Annotated in this window: 14 protein-coding genes; 9 read left to right on the top strand and 5 right to left on the bottom strand. The window is 64.0% G+C overall.

The genetic code is table 11. The features are described 5' to 3' along the window. Positions 1 to 9 precede the first annotated feature (9 nt). From GM910_RS09320 to GM910_RS09295, 7 genes are all read left to right on the top strand, one after another. Positions 10 to 1,674 (top strand): hydantoinase B/oxoprolinase family protein, encoded by a 1,665-nt coding sequence (locus GM910_RS09320; protein ID WP_159587251.1) that lies wholly within the window; start codon positions 10 to 12, stop codon positions 1,672 to 1,674. 16 nt (positions 1,675 to 1,690) lie between these two features. Beyond that, positions 1,691 to 2,527: an aspartate/glutamate racemase family protein gene (locus GM910_RS09315; protein WP_159587250.1), complete on the top strand. Its 837-nt coding sequence runs from the start codon at positions 1,691 to 1,693 to the stop codon at positions 2,525 to 2,527. Positions 2,528 to 2,559: 32 nt separating this feature from the next. Continuing rightward, positions 2,560 to 3,657 carry a M24 family metallopeptidase gene (locus tag GM910_RS09310; protein WP_159587249.1) on the top strand — a complete coding sequence of 366 codons (1,098 nt, stop codon included), beginning with the start codon at positions 2,560 to 2,562 and terminating at the stop codon, positions 3,655 to 3,657. A 4-nt stretch (positions 3,658 to 3,661) separates the two neighbouring features. After that, positions 3,662 to 5,236 carry a hydantoinase B/oxoprolinase family protein gene (locus GM910_RS09305; protein WP_159587248.1) on the top strand — a complete coding sequence of 525 codons (1,575 nt, stop codon included), beginning with the start codon at positions 3,662 to 3,664 and terminating at the stop codon, positions 5,234 to 5,236. 110 nt (positions 5,237 to 5,346) lie between these two features. Then, positions 5,347 to 5,550 carry a hypothetical protein gene (locus tag GM910_RS09300; RefSeq protein ID WP_159587247.1) on the top strand — a complete coding sequence of 68 codons (204 nt, stop codon included), beginning with the start codon at positions 5,347 to 5,349 and terminating at the stop codon, positions 5,548 to 5,550. Positions 5,551 to 5,576: 26 nt separating this feature from the next. Then, positions 5,577 to 5,888 (top strand): TOTE conflict system archaeo-eukaryotic primase domain-containing protein, encoded by a 312-nt coding sequence (locus GM910_RS27800; RefSeq protein WP_425482666.1) that lies wholly within the window; start codon positions 5,577 to 5,579, stop codon positions 5,886 to 5,888. A 33-nt stretch (positions 5,889 to 5,921) separates the two neighbouring features. Continuing rightward, a complete protein-coding gene (locus tag GM910_RS09295; RefSeq protein WP_159587246.1) occupies positions 5,922 to 7,037 on the top strand; it encodes a hypothetical protein in 1,116 nt (371 codons plus the stop codon). A 463-nt stretch (positions 7,038 to 7,500) separates the two neighbouring features. Here the strand turns inward: GM910_RS09295 and GM910_RS09290 are convergent, their stop codons facing one another. The 5 genes from GM910_RS09290 to GM910_RS09270 all read right to left on the bottom strand — a co-directional run bounded on the left by GM910_RS09290 (position 7,501) and on the right by GM910_RS09270 (position 12,732). Next, entirely contained in the window at positions 7,501 to 8,472 is a 972-nt protein-coding gene (locus GM910_RS09290) for an alpha/beta hydrolase family protein (protein WP_159587245.1), read from the bottom strand. Further along, positions 8,472 to 9,674, bottom strand: a complete 1,203-nt coding sequence (locus GM910_RS09285; protein WP_159587244.1) for a CaiB/BaiF CoA transferase family protein — start codon at positions 9,672 to 9,674, stop codon at positions 8,472 to 8,474. The genes GM910_RS09290 and GM910_RS09285 overlap by 1 nt, the downstream gene beginning before the upstream one ends. A gap of 71 nt (positions 9,675 to 9,745) precedes the next feature. Next, positions 9,746 to 10,711 (bottom strand): Bug family tripartite tricarboxylate transporter substrate binding protein, encoded by a 966-nt coding sequence (locus GM910_RS09280; RefSeq protein ID WP_159587243.1) that lies wholly within the window; start codon positions 10,709 to 10,711, stop codon positions 9,746 to 9,748. Between the two features lie 3 nt (positions 10,712 to 10,714). Beyond that, positions 10,715 to 12,286, bottom strand: a complete 1,572-nt coding sequence (locus tag GM910_RS09275; RefSeq protein WP_159587242.1) for a tripartite tricarboxylate transporter permease — start codon at positions 12,284 to 12,286, stop codon at positions 10,715 to 10,717. Then, complete coding sequence (locus GM910_RS09270; protein WP_159587241.1) at positions 12,283 to 12,732, bottom strand: tripartite tricarboxylate transporter TctB family protein; 450 nt, start codon at positions 12,730 to 12,732, stop codon at positions 12,283 to 12,285. Before GM910_RS09270 ends, GM910_RS09275 begins: the two co-directional genes overlap by 4 nt. A 97-nt stretch (positions 12,733 to 12,829) precedes the next feature. On the opposite strand from GM910_RS09270, the gene GM910_RS09265 reads away from it, so the two are divergent. Continuing rightward, positions 12,830 to 13,786 carry a LysR family transcriptional regulator gene (locus GM910_RS09265; protein WP_159587240.1) on the top strand — a complete coding sequence of 319 codons (957 nt, stop codon included), beginning with the start codon at positions 12,830 to 12,832 and terminating at the stop codon, positions 13,784 to 13,786. Between the two features lie 244 nt (positions 13,787 to 14,030). Continuing rightward, complete coding sequence (locus GM910_RS09260; protein ID WP_159587239.1) at positions 14,031 to 15,047, top strand: TRAP transporter substrate-binding protein; 1,017 nt, start codon at positions 14,031 to 14,033, stop codon at positions 15,045 to 15,047. Positions 15,048 to 15,097 lie beyond the last annotated feature (50 nt).

The following is a 15,097-nucleotide window of genomic DNA, read 5'->3' as shown; positions in this document are numbered from 1 at the left end:
GAGGCGGAGATGAGCGACAGGACAAACGATCCCATCACGCTTGAGATTATCCAGAACTCGCTGCAGGCGACCGCCGACGAGATGTTCGCGGCGATGAAGAAGGCCGCCATGAGCTCCATCATCTACGAGGTGCTGGACATGGGCACCGGTATCCTCGATGCGAAGGGCCGGCTGGCAAGCTCGGGTGCCGGCATCCCCGCCTTCATCGGCGTCCTCGACAAGGCGGTGAAGGTGATCGTGGAGAAGTTCGATCACCCGGGCGACATCCAGCCGGGCGACGTCTTCACCACCAACGATCCCTATCAAGGCGGCGTGACGCATCTGAACGACATCGTCGTCGCCATGCCGGTCTTCGTCGGCGACCGCATCATCGCCTGGACGGCCAACATCGCCCACAATTCCGACATCGGCGGCATCGCGCCGGGCTCGCTGTCCGGCGAGGCGACGGAGATCTTCCAGGAAGGCCTGCGCCTGCCGGCTATCAAGCTGATCTCCGAAGGCGAGCCCATAAAGCCCGTCTTCGAGATCATGAAGGCCAATTCGCGCATGCCCGATTTCCTGGAAGGCGATGTCTGGGCCGCCATCGCTTCGGTGCGTATCGGCGCCAAAAGGCTGGCCGAGCTGGCGGGGAAATACGGCATCGACACCTTCGAGCGGGCCATGGCCTCCTTCATGGATTTCGGCGAGAAAGTGTCGCTGACGGAGCTTTCCAGGCTGCCGCACGGCACCTTCGCACTTTCGGAGGAACAGGATGACGGCCGTATCTACAATGTGAAGATCACGATTTCCGACACGGAGTTCGTCGTCGACCTTCGCGACAACCCCGACCAGGACTCAGGCCCCACCAACACCAGCCGCGACGGCGTGATGGTCTGCGCCCAGATGATCTTCAAGTCGCTGACCGACCCCTATTCGCCCTGCAACGAAGGCTCGTTCCGGCCGATCAGGTTGCTGACCCGCGAGGGCTCGGTCTTCCACGCCAGGGAACCGGCGCCCATCGGCTTCTATTTCGAGACGGAAGTCAGGGTCTACGACCTGATGTGGCGCTGCCTTGCGAACCATGCGTCCGAGCGGCTGGCGGCCGGCCATTTCTCCTCCATCTGCGGCACCTTCATCGGCGGCACCCATCCCGATACGGGCCGCCACTACACCATCATCGAGCCGCAGCTCGGCGGCTGGGGCGCCAGCGAAGGCCGCGACGGCAACAGCGCCATCTTCTCCGGCTTCCACGGCGAGACCTTCAACACGCCGGCCGAGATCTCCGAAGCGCGCAATGGCCTCTTCGTCGACCGCATGGAGCTCAATCCGGCGCCCGGCGGGGAGGGTCAATGGACCGGCGGCCACGGCATCCGCCTTGACTACCGCATCCGCGTCGATGGCTCGTTCCTGACGGCGGGCTATACGCGCTCCAAGGTCCTGCCCTGGGCGCTCGAGGGCGGCCGCGAGGGTTCGCCCAACTATGTCGAGGTCATCCGCCGCGAGGGCGGCACAGAGCGCTATTCCTTCGTCTCCAGCCTGACCGTGAACAAGGACGACGTCATCCGCATCGTCACGGGCACGGGCGGCGGCATCGGCGACCCGAAGGCGCGCGATCCGGAGAAGGTCAGGGAGGATGTCCGCAACGGCTTCATCACGCCCGAACGGGCAAAGGAGATCTACGGCTTTGCCGGCTAGAAAGGGAGGCAGGACGATGACCGAACAACCCCTGAAAATCATGTATTTCAGCCCCGTCGCGGGCTCGGCCGCCCATGACGACGTCTTCGCCGCCATGGCGCGCGACCACAAGCTGCCGGGCACAGAGGTGCACGTCACCTCGCTGCCGGAGGCGAACGGCCGCTTCGGCCATATCGAGTTCCGCTCCTATGAGGCGATGGTCACGCGCGGCATCATCCGCGCTGCACGCCAGGCGGCGAAGGAAGACTTCGACGCCTTCGCCATCGGCTGCTTCTACGACACGGCGCTGCACGACGCGCGCGAGATTTCCGGCGACATGATCGTGACGGCGCCCTGCGTGGCGTCCTGCGAAATCGCGGCGAGCCTTTCCAACCGCTTCGGCATCATCGTCGGACGGCGCAAATGGGTGCACCAGATGGCGGCGACCGTACGCGAGCACGGCCATGAGCATCGCCTGGCGGGCTTCTACCATGTTGAGCTCGGCGTGACGGAATTCCAGGCCGACCATGCAGAGACCGAACGCCGGCTTCTGGAGGCCGGCCGCAAGGCGGTGGAGGAGGATTTCGCCGAAGCCCTCATTCTAGGCTGCACCATGGAGGTCGGCTTCTACCGCGATGTGGAGGCGCGCCTTGGCGTTCCCGTGATCGATCCTTCCATCGCCACCCTCAAGCGCGCCGAATATGCCGCGGTGCTGAAGCGCCAGTGCGGCTGGAAGCCGAGCCGCAAATGGTCCTGCGAGGCGCCGCCGGAGGACGAGATCGCCCACATCGGCGGCTTCGACGAGGGCGAGATCTTCGGAAACCGCATCGTCGTTCCGGCCGAGGCGCCGGGCCCCGCGCGGCAGGCGGCGTGACCCCATCGAGCAAAAAACACGAGGAAACACCCATGACTGAAACTGCAACCCGACTGGCGGCGCTGCGCGAGAAGATGCGGCAGACCGAGACTGATCTGGTGGCGCTGGGCCCCGGCTCGCACATGCAATGGCTGGTCGGCTTTCACCCGCATGCCGACGAGCGGCCGTGCCTCCTGCTCGTTTCGGAAGCCGGCGAATGTTTCCTCATGCCCGCACTCAATGCGGAAGGCTCGCGCGAGAACACGGATATCGCCTTCCATACCTGGAGCGACGACGAGCGCCCGGATGCCGCTCTTGCTGCGGCGCTTGGAGCAATCGGCGCCGACAAGGCGAAATCCGTCGTGCTTGACGAGACGATGCGCGCCGATTTCGCCCTGCGGCTGCTCGGCGCGCTGCCGGATGCGAAGCATACCTTTACCGGCGAGACGGTGGGTGCGCTGCGCATGCGCAAGGGCGAGAGCGAATTCGCCCGGCTCAAGACAAGTGCCGCCGTTGCTGACAGGGCCCTGCAGAAAGCCTTCGCCGCCATCAAGCCCGGCATGAGCGAGAAGGAGCTGGCGACGGTCATCCGCGACCATTTCGCCTCCGAAGGCGCCATTCCTCTTTTCACCATCGTCGGCAGCGGCCCCAACGGCGCCTTTCCGCACCACCAGACCGGGGAACGCAAGCTGGCCGAGGGCGACGCGGTCGTCATCGACATCGGCGCCCGCAAGGGCGGCCTGCCGAGCGACATCACTCGCATGGCCGCCGTCGGGCGCCCGCCCGAGGGCTACGGCCAGGTGCACACCATCGTCGAGCGCGCCGTGGAAGCGGCACTTGCCGCCGCGCGCCCCGGCGTGAAGGCGAAGGAGGTCGACGCTCCTGCCCGCAGGGTGATTTCGGACGCCGGCTACGGCGAATATTTCGTCCATCGCACCGGCCATGGCCTGGGCATAGACGGCCACGAGCCGCCCTATATCACCGCCACCTCCGAGACGGTGCTGGAAGAGGGCATGGTGTTCTCCATAGAGCCCGGCATCTACATCCCCCGCCGCTTCGGCATCCGGTTGGAAGAAATCGTCATCCTGCGCGCCGACGGGCCGGAAATCTTCTCCTCGCTGCCGCGCGATCTGCATGTGAGCGGGGCCTAGCGCCATGGACACGCGCGCCGACGATCCCATCACCGCTACCGTCATCCAGGCAAGCATGGTGGCGGCCGCCGACGAGATGTTCGCGGTCCTGAAGAAGACGGCGATGAGCCCGATCATCTACGAGGTGCTCGATGTCGGCACGGGCATTACCGACGCGCATGGTGAGTTGGTGAGTTCCGGCGCCGGCATCCCCACCTTCGTCGGCGTGCTCGACAAGGCGGTCAAGCGCATCATCGAACTGAACGGCCTCGAGACGATCTGCGCGGGCGACGTCTTCGTCACCAACGATCCCTATTTCGGCGGTGTGACGCATCTCAACGACGTGGTGATCGCGCTGCCCGTCTTCGCGGCGGGCGAGCTCGTCGCCTGGACGGCGTCCATCGCCCACTGGAACGATGTCGGCGGCAAGACGGCGGGTTCCATGGCCGTCGACGTTACTGAAATCTTCCAGGAGGGCTTGCGCCTGCCGGCCGTACGGCTCTTCCAAGCGGGCAAGCCAATCCGCTCCGTCTTCGAGATCATCGCCGCCAATTCGCGCCTGCCCGATTTCGTCGAAGGCGATCTCTGGGCACAGGTGGCGGCAGGCCGCAAGGCGGAGTCGCGCGTGAAGCAGATCGTAGAAACCTACGGCCTTTCCTCCTACAACAACGCTCTGGAATCACTCTTCGAGGAAGGGGAGCGGCGCGCCCTTGCCGGCCTCGCCACCCTTCCGGCCGGTAGCTACCAGATAGAGGAGGAGCAGGACGACGGCGCTCTGTGGCGCGCCTCGATTACCGTTTCGGCCGACCGCTTCACGGTGGACCTGACCGGCAATCCCAAGCAACGGTGCGCGCCCTATAACACCAGCCGCGACGGCGCGGTGATCTCGGCGCAGATGATCTTCAAGGCGCTCACCGATCCCACCCTCTTTGCCAATGGCGGCTCCTTCCGTCTTCTGGAGGTGATCACCGTACCCGGCACCGTCTTCCATGCCACCGGCAACGCGCCGCACGGCTACTATTTCGAGACCCGCATAAGGCTCTACGACATGCTGTGGCAATGCATGGCACGCGCCATGCCCGGTCGGCTGCCGGCCGGCCATTTCGCCTCGATCTGCGGCACGGTGATCGCTGGCGACCATCCCGATACCGGCCGCCGCTACACCATGGTCGAGCCGCAAATGGGCGGCTGGGGCGCCACCTGCGAGCGCGACGGGCTCGATGCCATGTATTCGGCAAGCCACGGCGAGACCTTCAATTGCCCGGTCGAGATCTGCGAAGCGCGTTATGGCATCGATGTCGGATTCAAGCGGCTCAACGAAACCGATGAAGGTCGTGGCCGGCATTGCGGCGGCAAAGGCCTGTCACTTAGCTACCGCGTTCGCGCTCCCGCAGTGCTCTCGACCGGTTACAGCCGCAACCGCCAGCCAGCCTGGGGTCTGGCCGGCGGCGAGAACGGCGGCACCAATGGCCTCTCGGTCATCAGGTCCAACGGCGAGCGCGAGGACTACGCATTCGCATCGGACGTGCCGTTGGAGCCGAACGATGAGGTGTTGATCCATACTGCAAATGGCGGCGGTTGGGCCGAAGATCTGTGTTGATCGGCGATATCACGTTAATCGCCATTGCGCGCGACGATTGAGGGTGGTCGGCTGCAGAGCAAAGACGGTAAAAGGGGATTCACGGCAATCTCCGAGAATGAGCCGCGCCGGTGCAGGATCGCAAGAACACGCCGCTTGACACGATGGAGGCTGATGAAATCGCCGCCATTCGTGAGCGGCTGGCTCAGCTCGACGCCGAGAAGGTGGAGTTGGAGGCAAGGCTTGCCAGCCTGCGAGTGGCGCGGGAAGCGGTGAAGAGAACCGTTCCCGGCAATTCGGACCGTCTGGCGCCGCCGGTAGCTGAGGCGCCGTAGCCAGTGCTTCGCCGCCGGTCGCGAAAATCGCCCTCATCCGCTCGCTGTTTCGGGGCCGCGAAGATGTGTTTCCGAGAAGGTGGGAGAGCGCCAGAACCGGAAAGGCGGGATATGCGCCCGCCTGTTCCAATGAATGGGTGCGAGGCGTTTGCGGCAAGCCGAAAATCAAATGCGCCGATTGCCCGCATCGCGCCTTTCTGCCCGTGACCGACTCGGTGATCGAGAGGCATTTGCGCGGCCGGCATACTGTCGGCGTCTATCCTATGCTAGCTCATCGAAACGCATCGCCGCAAACACAAACTGCGCCCGTTGTTGGAGGCATTGCGATATGCGACTGATTGAAGGGTGTGTTCTCCCCGAAGGTCTATTGTATGAGCGAATATCAATATTACGAGTTTCAAGCCGTTGACCGGCCGCTGACCAAGGCCGACCAGGAGGCACTGCGCGGCCTGTCCACGCGGGCGCGGATTACGGCGACAAGCTTCACCAATCATTATGAATGGGGCGATTTCAAAGGCGACCCGAAGCGGCTGATGGAGAACTGCTTCGACCTGCATCTCTATTTCGCCAATTGGGGCACGCGGCGGCTCATGATGCGTGTGCCGAAACGCCTCATCGACCGACAAGGGCTAGGTGCATTCCAGGACGAGGTCGATTGGGTGACGCTATGGAGCAATGGCGAGCACACCATCATTGACATCTGCCGGGATAAGGTCGAGCCGGATTATGACGCATGGGACGATGGCACCGGCTGGCTTGCCGCGCTTTCGTCTTTGCGCGCCGATATTCTCGCCGGCGATCTGCGGCTGTTCTATCTTCTCTGGCTTTCGGCCGTTGCAGACGATCTGCTAACGGACGATACGCCGGAGCCCTTGCCCGGCATCGGCCCACTGACCGGCGCGCTCGAAGCGGCGGCGGCGTTCTTCGACATCGACCGTGATTTGGTGGAGGCGGCGGCCGCCTCTCGATATGAACAGGAACTGGTTCCCGAGAAGTTGCGCGCCGTCGTCGCCGGGCTTGCTGAGGGGGAAAAGACCGACCTTCTCATGCGACTGATGGAGGGTGACGTCCATATCGGCACGCTACTGCGCCGGCGCGCCCGCGCGCAAAGCTTGGACGGTGGCCGCCCACGCCGCACAGTCGGTGAACTGCGCGCGAAGGCGCGGGAAATACGCAATGCCCGCGAACGCGCCGAAGCAGAGCGGCGGCGGGCTGAGGAACGCCGCAGGGCGCAAGAGGCGGAAAAGGCGCGCCGCGCCCGTCTCGATGCCGTGAGACGCCGGGGCGACAGCGTCTGGACAGAGATCGAAACCGAGATCGAGCGCCGCAACGCTTCCGGCTACGACCGCGCCACGGCCTTGCTTGCCGACCTTAAACAGCTTGCCGCCGAGCAGGGTGCCATCGCCGATTTCCTCCGCCGTCTCGCCGCCATCCGCGAGCGCCACACACGCAAGGGCCAGTTCATCAAACGGTTGCAGGGGCTGTGATGCGCGCGGAGTACGATGGTGTAGGAGAGCGTACGGGAAAAGCCGTCAGCGCAAGTGAGCGTATTTGGTTGCGCACCCCCGCAACCAGTTCAATCCAAGATAATCCAGTTTGGCCAAATAGTTAGCCAACTCTGGCCAACTTCGCCGCTGGTTTGCATCACCACGAATCAATGCCTTAGCGTGCAGGTTCAAATCACCCCGCAACCAATATCGACTCCGCCGACAGGCCGACTGGCGCACCTTACCCGAACGGGCGAGATCGTCGAACGTGCTTATAACGGAGAAGTAGTTGCACGGTCGTCCGCGAGGAGTTCGGCCGCCGCCGTCCAATTGCCTCCTTCTCCGCCTCGTTGGAGCGCACGCGTTTTTCGACCGTGGGAACGATGTTACTCGGCGCCGCAGGCGAGACGTCGAGCGGCTTGTCATCTGCGCGCAACATTGGGTCCACGTGACCACCAGCGCTCTATTTCTGCTTGAATAGCAGCGGACAGGTGCCGATGTGGTCGGGAATTGATGCCAGCCACAATTTTGCGCTGTTATAGTCCGTCACGTAGGCGTCTAGAAAAGCCAGTGTGAGTTGGGATACGGCGTTGCGCTGATGCGGGAGGCCGGACGCGGGATCGGTCAATGTGAGGCCGCCCAGATAATGGTCCGCCCCTTCGAGCACGGCGAGATATTTTGAGCCGGCCGGAGCCAGCTTGTAGGGTTCCACCTTCCAGCGCAAGTCCTGCCCCTTAGCACCCTCGTCGAGCGTTCCCGTCACATTGAGGACCGGGCCGGTCATTCCGTCCCATGAGCCCTTGCGCAACCCCTGCTGGTCGCGCCCCTGCGCGCTTAGCAGGATAGCGGCCCTGAACCGATCATCCTTGAACCGGCATGTCCCCTGGCCGGGCACGTCGATTTCGGCCCCTGCGAAGAGCTGGGAGGTGTAGGCGCCGAAGGAATGCCCGGCGATTGCGCCGGGGATAGGCCGGGCGCGGGTGCCCAAAGCAGATCCTAGAACGGCGTCCATCTCGGCCATCACCAGACGCACGATCCGGACCCGCTCCAGCCAATAGGAAGGCGTGTGCAGGATTTCGTACATGCGCGCCCTGAGCTCGGGAATGGATGCCCATTCGGCAAGCGTCTCGGTGTTCGGATCGAAGCCCAACTGCGGCTCCGCAGCCGCGACGGCGCCGACCCAGTCCGGAAAGGTCGGGTGTATGACGAGATAGCCGTGTGAGGCCCAGAACCTGGAAAGCTCAGCGTAGTCCCGCCCGCTCGCGCCTAGTCCATGACAAAAGATGACGAACGCCTTCGGCATCTCGTCCTCGGGTCTGCGGCAGGTCAACGCCATCGGCGCGCCATCGCCGTCGCCGATCGTGATCGTTTGAGTGAGGGCCCCGCCCTCCTCTGAAGGAGGTCGGTAGTCCCCGGTTGCGGCCGACTTTCCCATCAGATCACGCCCGCGCTTCGTAGCGCCTTGAGCTCTTCCTGATCGATACCCAGGTCGAGCAGAACCGAGTCGGTGTCCGCACCAAGCGGCGAGGGCGGCGCTTGCGGGGCGACGCTCGCGCCATTCGCCCTGAAACTCATCGCAGGCACGTGGATAGCCGCGTTGTATCCGTCGATCCGGACTTCACTTGTCAGCCCCCGGGCCCGGATATGAGGCTCTGCAAGGGCTTCGTCCAAGCCGCGGACCCTTGCCGCCGGCACATCCACCTGCTCCAGAACCTTTTCCCAGTGATCGGCGTACCCGGTCAGGAAGGTGCGGTTGAGCGTCTCGCGCAAGCTCTGGCCGTTCTCTTGCCGCGCCTGCGGCGTGAGCCAGCGCGGATCGTCCAGTATGTCCTTTCGGCCGATGGCCCGGCAGAGCTTCCTGAACTGGGGTTCGTTATTGGCCGCAAGCATCAGAAGGCCGTCCGCCGTTTCGAACGCGCCAGACGAGGGGCTGGCGCTCCAGGCCTCGTTGCCGTTCTGGACGGGCGTCCAGTCCGCCGAAAGGTGCTGCGTCACCAGCGAGGCCATCAGCATCAGCGCGGTGTCGAGCATCGCCACGTCGACCTGTACAGCTTCTCCTATCCGCTTCACCTCTAGCAGGCCCGCCATCACTGCCATCGCCGCGTTCATGCCTGTGGCGAAATCGATATAGGGTGCGCCCACCTTGGTCGGCCCGCCGCCTGGCTTTCCCGTGGTCAGCATGATGCCGCACATGCCCTGGATCACGTGATCGTAGGCGGGGCGCCGGCTCAGCGGTCCGTTCTGCCCATAGGCGGAAATCGAGCAGTAGACGATGTCGTTCCTGAGTTCGCGGACGGCCTCAAAGCCCAGTCCGAGCCGCCCGGCCACACCCGGCTTGAAGTTCTCGACGAACACGTCCGCGGTCGATATGAGCTGCTTGGCAAGCTTGAGGCCGTCCGGCGTCTTCAGGTTGATCGTCACGGATTTCTTGGCTGCGTTCTGCGTAAGGAAGCCCAACCCCATGCGGCGCTCCGAGAGGTCGGGCAGGGGGCCGCCGGTGCGGGTCCAATCGCCTTCACCCGGCTTTTCTATCTTAATCACCTCGGCGCCCATAAGGGCCATCTGGTAGGTGGCGTAGGGACCTGCCAGAACCTGGCTCAGGTCGATCACGCGCACGCCTTTGAGGGGCTGGAACATCGCCGCTTCCCGGTATTCGCTTGAAGGATTACCGCGGACGCAGTCGCGCCCGCGGCGAAGGATCGGATCGATCAGTTCGCGGCAAGTCCGGCGCCTTCGATGATCTCCTTGTTCTTGGCGTAGGTTTTCTCCATCTCCTGGTAGGCCTCGTCGACGCCCAGATACATGATGGGAATATCCGCGGCGTCAGTGACCTTCTTGAAATTCGCGTCGCTTTCGGCCGCCTTCAGCGCCTCGCCAAGCCGGTCGAGGATCGGCTGCGGCGTACCCTTGGGCAGGAAGATGGTCGTGCGGGAATCCATCCCCAATGGATAGCCTTCCTCCTCGATGGTCGGGACGTCGGGCGCGGAGGGATGGCGGAAGGTCGTGAGCGCAGAGATTGTCTTCAACTCGTCGGGATAGCGGTAGTGGATGCCTCCGGAAAAGGCGAGCACCACCTGCTTGCCGAGCAGGGCGTTGATCATCTCGCTGCCGCTCTGCAGGGGCACGATGTTGGCGTCGAGATCGTTCTTCTTCGCGATCTCCTCCATGTAAAGCCGCGCCTCGGGGCTGAGCGCGCCATAGCTGAAGCCGGGGTTCTCCTTCGCCCAAGCGACGAACTCCGTGATGTTGTCGAATGGCGAATCCTTCTGGGTCGCCATTCCGACCTGATAGGCGGTGATCATGCCGGCATATTCGAAATCATCCGGCTTGAAATCGACCCGCTCCATGATGAACGATGCCGAATTCACCACCGTGTTCGAGTGGAACAGCATGGTGTAGCCGTCGGGCTTCGCCTGCATGAGGTCGCGTGCCGCAACCGCGCCGCCGGCGCCGGGCTTGTTGACGACGTTGACGGGAACGCCGAGCTGGTCGGATATCACCTTGGCGGCCGCACGCGCCACGAGGTCCGTCTGGCCACCCGCGCCGTAGCCGACCAGCATGTTGATCGGGCCGGCGGGGAATTCGTCCGCCGGAGCGGCAGACGCAAATCCGGCCACGCCGACCGCCGCGCCGAGCACCGCCCTCAACAGGCTTCGCCTTGTAAAACAGATCATCGCTTATCCTCCCTTTTGGTTGCGAGTAGTGCCGGTATTGTGGGGTGCCGCCGCCACGTCCGGCTCCAGGTGTCGAGCGGCGGCGGCCGGCCGGTTCCCCCGTCCAATCCACCAGACGACCGCGATCGTCAAAAAGATGAAGGCGACCGCGATCGGATGCTTCACCAGGTTGGTCATGTCGTGGCCGAGAATCTGGATCGACTGGCGGAAGCTCAGTTCCAGCTTCGGCCCGATGACGAAGCCGATGAGAAAGGTGACGAAGGAGAAATCGAGCTTGCGCGCGAAGAAGCCGAGCACGCCGAAGAAGAGCATCACGTAGATCGAAAAGATGCTGCCCGTCTCCATATAGGCTCCGACGCTGCACAGAAGCAGCACGCCGGGGATGATGAGCCGCAAGGGAACCTTGATCACCTGCGCGAAGACACGCTGGCCGGTACAGCCGACGATCAGCATGATCAGGCTGGCGCAGATCATCGCGGCGTAGACGTCCGCCACCAGGCGCGGCTGTTCCTTGAACATCAGCGGCCCCGGCGTCAGCCCGTGCAGAATGAAGGCCGCGATGAGAATGGCGGCGATGACGCTGCCCGGAATGCCCAGGGCGAACAGCGGGACGAGGCTGGACGGGACGACGGCGTTGTCGGCGCTTTCCGCCGCGGCGACGCCTTCGATCATGCCGGTGCCGAACTTTTCCGGTGTCCGGGACAGGCGCTGTGTCGCTCCATAGGACAGGAAGGAGCCGACGCTTGCGCCGAGCCCCGGCAGAATGCCCACGGCGGAGCCGATCGCCGTGCCCCGCAGGATCGCCGGAATGCACCGCCGCCATTCCGAAGCCAGCACCACGCGATCCTCCCGCGCCGTGCCGTCCTTTATGTTCGCCGTCTCGGCGTCCAGCGTTCTCAAGTCGCCGGCCTGCACGATCATCTCGGCCAGCGCCAGCATGCCGATGGCCATCGGCACGAGCGAGATGCCGTCCTCCAGTTCCAGAAGCCCGAAGGTGAAACGCGGAACGAAGGTCTCCACCTCCAAGCCGACGGTGGCGAAAAACACGCCCAACGCGGCCGCGATCAAGCCTTTGGTCAGCGACCGCCCGGAAAGCCCGCCGACGAAGGTCAGCGAGAAGAGGAGGATCGCGCATAGCTCGACCGGGCCGATCATCAGCGCGTAGCTTGCCAGCGGCGCGGCAAGGCCGATCAGTATAAGAGTGGAGAGGAAGTCGCCGATGACGGATGCGTAGAGCCCCATCTTCAGCGCCTTCTGCGCCTTGCCTTGCCGCGCCAGCGGATAGCCGTCGAGCGCTGTCGGCGCCGATGACGGCTCGCCGGGCGTGTTGAGGAGGATGGCCGAAACCGCGCTTCCTGCGCCGCTGCCCTTGGCGATGCCTATCAGCATGCCGAGCGCTGCCACGGGTTCCAGGTAGAAGGTGAGGGGGATCGAGACCGCGACGCCAGTTCCCTTGCCCAATCCGGGAAGAGCGCCGACCACATAGCCGAGCGTCACGCCGACCGTGAGCCACGGCAGGATGCCCGGGTCGACGACGTCCTGAAAGCCGACGAACAGGTATTCGAGGGCGCTCATACGATCGCGGTCCCGAGCAGCTTGTAGAAAAGGAGCCAGAGAGCGGTGAGGAGGGCGACAGGCATCAGGACGATGACGAACGGCCGGCGTTCGCCGAGCGCGACGAGCGCACCGATGATCAGTGCCGCCCCCGCGGCCAAAGGCGACAGCCAGAGGTAGAGGACAATCGCCAACGCGAAGACGGCGCCTATTTTGAGCAAGGCGATGAGTGCCGAGCGCGAGACGGGGGAGCCGGCTTCCGGCCCGGATCGCCTCTCCGCACGCAAGTTGGTGATCACCAGGAGCACGGCCAGGCCCGTCACGACGATCATCATCATCGCCGGCACGAGACGCGGCGACATCACGCCTTCCGGCCCCGGCGCGATATGCACGGGAATGACGGCGAAAAGCATGACGAGGCCGAAGATGGCCAATACGATGCCGGATGTGACGTTGGCGCGTCTCATGATTTCCTCCCTCGATGCACTCCCTCCGGCACATCCCTAGCGCCGAACCCGTCAAAAGAAATAGTCGAAACTTTCTTGAACGTGATAAGCTTGGTTTATGACCTATTCGCCGCAACGGCTGGACGGGCTGCGCCTGCGCCATCTCCGCCTGCTGGAACTCATCGACGAGCACCGGTCGCTGAGGGCGGTGGGTGCCTGTCTCAACCGCACCCAGCCGGCCGTCTCACAGATGGTGAAGGACCTGGAATACGCCCTGGGGGGCACGCTGGTCGAACGGTCCGCGCGCGGCGTGGCGCTCAGTGCGGCCGGAAAGTTGGCATTGCAGCGCGCGCGCTCCGGGTTGGCCTCGTTCGAGCATCTGATCGCGGAACTGCATGCGGACCAGTCGCCGATACTGCGCGTCGGCACCAATCCGGCTTTGATGTTCCAGTTCCTGCCGGCTGCGCTGCGCATCCTCGGCGCCGAGAACGCGCGCATGCGATTCAAGCTTCGCACCGGCATTGTCGGCGACATGCTGCAGGCGCTTTGGGATGGCGATCTGGATTGTTATGTCGGGCGTGTCGATTGGGATCAGATGCCGCAGAAGATGATCTCGGTTCTGCGCCACGATCCGCTGATCCGCACGGAGCTCGTTCTGGCCTGCTCGATCAGGCATCCGCTGGTGGGCCGCAAGGATCTGTCGCTCGGCGAACTCGCCGACTGGCCGTGGGTGCTCCCGCCCCCCGATTCCAACAATCGCATCGCGCTGGAGGCCGGGCTGAGGAACCACGGCATGGCCGTTCCCACGCCGATCATGGAGATCGCCGCCGATCCGGGAGCGCTCATGATCCTGGCACGGGAGATGAACGTGCTCACCTGCATGCCGCGGCTCATGCTCGATACGCATGTCGCCGGCGGGGAGCTGTGCGCGCTCGACCTGCCGTCGCTGAGCCTCCCCCCGATCCTGGTGGGATTCGTGACGCTGGCCGAGCACGAGAACATGGCCGCGCTGCAAAGCCTGAGGCAGGCATTGGGACAGGCGGCGGCGCAGCTCAATGCTGCGCCCGGAGCGTGAAAGCCGGTTGATCCGATGCAAACGGCCCGGCTCGGCGAGACGCAGCGATCAACACAGGTTTGCAAAATGCGGGCAGCGCCCTCGAACAAAGCATCAGAAATTTCTATCACATTGAAGAAAGTTTCGATTTTTTCTTTTTGCCGTATCAGGTCTACGAATTGGATTGGAGGAGCGCATCGATGGCGCATAACCTCTGTCGGTTGCGAAAAGCACCGGCTGATATATCAGCGGGAGGAAAACGCAGATGCGGAAAATTCTACTGGCGGGGGCCATCGCGCTCGGAGCCGCAGTGGGCGCGCCGGCGCTCCAATCCGCCGCTGCGGATGGCATCGAGCTCAAGATGCAGTTCGCCTCGCCGGACGGGACGTCGTGGAACGACATGGACCGCCGGTTCGCGGCGCAGATCGAGGCTGTGACGGGGGGACGCGCGGAGGTGCAGTTCTTTCCACCCAACTCGGTCACGCCCTTCAAGGACTGGCTGCAGGCGACCGGGGCCGGGCTTCTGGACCTCGGCTTCGTCTGGCATCCCATCCTGCCGGGCAAGTTTCCGCAGATGGAGCTTTTCAGTCTGCCGGGCCTGTCGAAGAACCAGACCATCGCCAGCGTGGTCTACTGGCGCCTGCGGGACGAATACCCGGAGATGGGCAATCTCTTCAGCGAACAAGACAACGTGGTCGAGCTTGCGACTTTCGTCGCCATGGGCTCCCACCTGCACACCCAAAAGCCGGTCAGGACGCTCGGCGATCTCAAGGGCAAGGTCTTCGGCGCGCAGGATTCGGCGGGCGTCAAGGTGCTCGAGGAACTCCGCGCCAGCGCGTCCGTCATGGTGGGTTCGGACGCCTATCTCGCCTTGCAGCGCGGCGCTATCGACGGTGTTCTCTCGGCATGGGGCTGGGTCAACAACTTCAAGCTCAACGAGGTCACGACCTACCACACACTCTTGAACCTCAATCCCGGCACCTATTCCTCGGTGATGAACAAGGACACCTACGACAGGCTGACGCCGGAAGAACAGAAGCATCTGGCCGACATCACGCCGCTCTATTTCTTCTACAACACGACCGACAGCGCAGCGGCGGCGACGGCCGATATCCCGCCGGAGAACATCTTCACCCTGAGCGCGGAGGACCAGGCCGAACTCGCGACCAAGATGCGGCCTCAGTGGGACGAATGGGTCACGAAGGCGGACGCGATGGGGTTGCCCGGACAGGAAATCCTCGACGAGGCCGTGCGCCTGATGACGCTGTACGACCGGAACTGATCGAGATTGGAATTTGCGCCGGCACGGCGCGCCGCGGAACGGACGCAAGA

It is taken from the genome of Chelativorans xinjiangensis (assembly GCF_009812055.1).
In the GTDB taxonomy this organism is placed as follows: Bacteria; Pseudomonadota; Alphaproteobacteria; order Rhizobiales; family Rhizobiaceae; genus Chelativorans; species Chelativorans xinjiangense.
This window is presented reverse-complemented; position numbering and strand designations above follow the sequence as displayed.